Annotated in this window: 4 protein-coding genes; 1 reads left to right on the forward strand and 3 read right to left on the reverse strand. The window is 70.0% G+C overall.

Going from position 1 to position 3,435, the window contains the following annotated elements:
• Nucleotides 1-356 (forward strand): lysozyme inhibitor LprI family protein (locus tag G3N61_RS38340; RefSeq protein WP_205825040.1); only part of this gene is annotated, 356 nt, incomplete at its 5' end.
• Between the two features lie 82 nt (nt 357-438).
• On the opposite strand, the gene G3N61_RS38345 is transcribed toward G3N61_RS38340, so the two are convergent.
• The 3 genes from G3N61_RS38345 to G3N61_RS38355 form a co-directional block, all read right to left on the reverse strand.
• Nucleotides 439-1,122, reverse strand: a complete 684-nt coding sequence (locus G3N61_RS38345; protein WP_205825041.1) for an HAD family phosphatase — start codon at nt 1,120-1,122, stop codon at nt 439-441.
• A 94-nt stretch (nt 1,123-1,216) separates the two neighbouring features.
• Complete coding sequence (argH, locus tag G3N61_RS38350) at nt 1,217-2,626, reverse strand: argininosuccinate lyase (RefSeq protein WP_089451107.1); 1,410 nt, start codon at nt 2,624-2,626, stop codon at nt 1,217-1,219.
• Nucleotides 2,627-2,762: 136 nt separating this feature from the next.
• On the reverse strand, nt 2,763-3,435 hold a 673-nt coding region (locus tag G3N61_RS38355), incomplete at its 5' end, for a helix-turn-helix transcriptional regulator (protein WP_241018120.1).

Genomic DNA, 3,435 nt, shown 5'->3' on the forward strand with positions numbered 1-3,435 from the left:
CCGTGCCGGTCGCGGCGACGAGCGGCGCGCAGGGCAGGGCGAGCGATGCCCCGAGCGCGGCCAAACCGAACGGCAAGCCGGCGAACGCACCGCGCGATCCGGCCGTGCGCCGCGTGCGGCCGTGCGAACAGGACGCCGCATGCGAGCACGCGCTGTTCGACCTGAACCGCTATTACCAGAAGCTGCGCCGCAAGATGCCCGCGCATTCGGCCGCGACGCTCGTCCGCGCGCAGCGCGCGTGGGTCGGGTTCCGCGATGCGACGGCGCCGCTCGTCGGCGAAGAGGGCCGCGTCGACCTGATCGGCGCGCGCATCGCGACGATGAAGCGGCTGTCGGAAACGGCCGGCAACCAATAAGCGCAAGCGCGACGCCGGTTGTACGGCGATACGGCAAAACGGGCACCCTCGGGTGCCCGTTTTGCATTGAGCCGCAGGCGATCTACGCGGGCCGCTGCGTATCGTGCCCGCCGAACCACGACGGCACGAGCGCGACCGCATCGTCGAGCGACGCGAGCACATGCAGGCTCAGCGCGACGATTTCGGGCGTCGGCGCCTTCAGGTCGGGCACGGTGACGACCGACGCGCCGGCACCGGCGGCCGACTGCGCGCCGAAGTCGCTGTCTTCGAATGCGACGCATGCGTGTGCCGGCACGCCGAGGCGTTCGGCCGCGAGCCGGTAGACCGCCGGGTCGGGCTTGCCGCGCGCGACTTCGTCACCGCCGGCGATCGCGCGGAAGAACGGCAGCACGCCGACCGCGTCGAGCCGTGCGCGGATCACGTCGCACGCGGACGACGACGCGACCGCGCACGGAATGCCGGCCTGCGCGAGTGCGTCGAGCAGCGCGAACGCGCCGGGTTTCAGCGGAAACTTCGGATGCGGTTCGGGCGCCGCGAGCTGCTCGCGCACGCGGGTGCGCACCACGTCGAACGTATCGGGGTTGCCGATCAGCCGCGCCAGGATGACCTGGCCCTCGGCGAACGAGCGGCCGACGATCTGCAGGTAGTCGGTGGTGGTCAGCGTCACGCCGTGTGCGTTCGACACGTCGATCCACGTATTCATGATGGTTCGCTCGGAATCGACGAGCAGGCCATCCATGTCGAAGAGCGCGGCGGAAAAGGTCATCGGCGGCATTCGGGAAGCAGGGAAGGCGACGGGCGGCGCGACGGCCGCCCGAATGAAAAACGGACGCCGAAGGCGTCCGTCCGGAACAGCGGGCTTACTGGCCGAGCGCGGCGCGCGCAGCCTTGACCGCCGCACGCACCTGGTCGGGCGCGGTGCCGCCCGGGTGGTTGCGGCTGGCGACCGAACCCTCGAGCGTCAGGTAGCCGAACACGTCTTCGCCGATCAGGTGCGCGACGTTCGGCAGCTCCTGCTTCATCTCGTCGAGCGTCAGGTCGGCCAGGTCGATGCCGCGGTCGTCGCAGATCTTCACGGCGTGCGCGACGGCTTCGTGCGCATCGCGGAACGGCAGGCCGCGCTTCACGAGGTAGTCGGCGAGGTCGGTGGCGGTCGAGAAGCCCTGCAGCGCGGCCGCGCGCATCGCGTCCGGCTTCACGGTGATGCCGGCAACCATCTCGGCAAAGATCCGCAGCGTGTCGGCGACGGTGTCGACCGTGTCGAACAGCGGTTCCTTGTCTTCCTGGTTGTCCTTGTTGTACGCGAGCGGCTGGCCCTTCATCAGCGTCAGCAGCGCCATCAGGTGGCCGTTCACGCGGCCCGTCTTGCCGCGTGCGAGTTCAGGCACGTCCGGGTTCTTCTTCTGCGGCATGATCGAGCTGCCGGTGCAGAAGCGGTCGGCGATGTCGATGAAGCCGACACGCGGGCTCATCCACAGCACGAGTTCTTCGGAGAAGCGCGACACGTGCGTCATCACGAGCGCGGAGGCGGCCGTGAATTCGATCGCGAAGTCGCGATCGGACACCGCGTCGAGCGAGTTCGCGCAGATGCCGTCGAAGCCGAGCGTCTTCGCCACGGCGTGACGATCGATCGGGTAGCTCGTACCGGCGAGCGCGGCCGCGCCGAGCGGCAGGCGGTTCACGCGGGTGCGGCAGTCGCGCATACGCTCCGCGTCGCGCGAGAACATCTCGACGTACGCGAGCAGGTGGTGGCCGAACGTGACGGGCTGCGCGACCTGCAGGTGCGTGAAGCCCGGCATGATCGTGTCGGCGTTCTGTTCCGCGAGGTCGAGCAGCGCGCCGCGCAGGTCGCTCAGCAGGCCGCCGATGCGGTCGATCTCGCCGCGCAGCCACAGGCGGATGTCGGTCGCGACCTGGTCGTTACGCGAGCGGCCCGTGTGCAGGCGCTTGCCGGCGTCGCCGATCAGCGCGGTCAGGCGCGCTTCGATGTTCAGGTGGACGTCTTCCAGGTCGAGCTGCCATTCGAATTCGCCGCGCTCGATTTCACCCTTGATCTGCGCCATCCCGCGTTCGATCGCGGCGAGGTCGTCGGCGCTGATGATCTTCTGCGCGGCGAGCATGTTCGCGTGTGCGAGCGAGCCGGCGATGTCGACGAGCGCGAGGCGCTTGTCGAAAAATACCGACGACGTGTAGCGCTTGACCAGCTCCGACATCGGTTCCGAGAAGCGGGCCGACCAGGCCTCGCCCTTTTTGTGCAGTTGGGACGTCATGGCGATTCTTCGAAGGGAGATTGAGCGGCGTGCGCCGCCGAGGGATCCCGCGATTCTAACATTCGCGGGCCTGCCCGCCGCGGCGCGCGGCCGTTCGCGGCGGCCTGCCGGCCGTGGCCGGCGCAGGCCGGCCCGTTCAGTCGCGCACCAGCACCACCAGCTTCAGGTCCTCGCGGTGCGCGGGCTTCAGCGTGATCTGCTGGTACACGAGGCGGCCGTCGGCCGGATGGTCGAATTCGCGCAGGCCGCCTTCGCGTTCGAACACGTCCTGCGATGCCCAGTACTGCGCGAAGGCGTCGCTGCCGGCGGTCAGCGCGTCGATCAGCGCGCGCGTGGGCGCATCGGTCAGGTGACGGATCGAATCGGCGCGGAATTCGGCCGCGAGCCGCCGCGCACGGGTTTCCCAGTCGACGATCAGCGTGCGCGCGGCCGGCGACATGAACGTGAAGCGCAGCAGGTTGCGGTCGTGCTCGCCATCGAGCCAGCCGGAGAACAATGCGGCGGCCGGCGCGTTCCATGCGAGGGCGTTCCATTGCCGGTCGAGCACGTACGCGGGGGTCGCGATCGCCGCGACGGTCGCGGCGAGCGTCGGCGGCAGGTCGCCGCCCGCGACGTCCGGCTCGGCCGGGTCGCGCTGCGCGGCCAGCTCGAACAGGTACGCACGCTCGGCCTTCGACAGCTGCAGTGCGACGGCGATCCGCGCGAGCGCGTCGGCCGAAGCGGACACGGGGCGGCCCTGTTCGATCCACGTGTACCAGGTCGGGCTGACGCCGCACAGCTGCGCGACTTCCTCGCGCCGCAGCCCCGGC

This window comes from Burkholderia sp. Ac-20349, from assembly GCF_017104865.1.
Lineage (GTDB): Bacteria > Pseudomonadota > Gammaproteobacteria > Burkholderiales > Burkholderiaceae > Burkholderia > Burkholderia aenigmatica.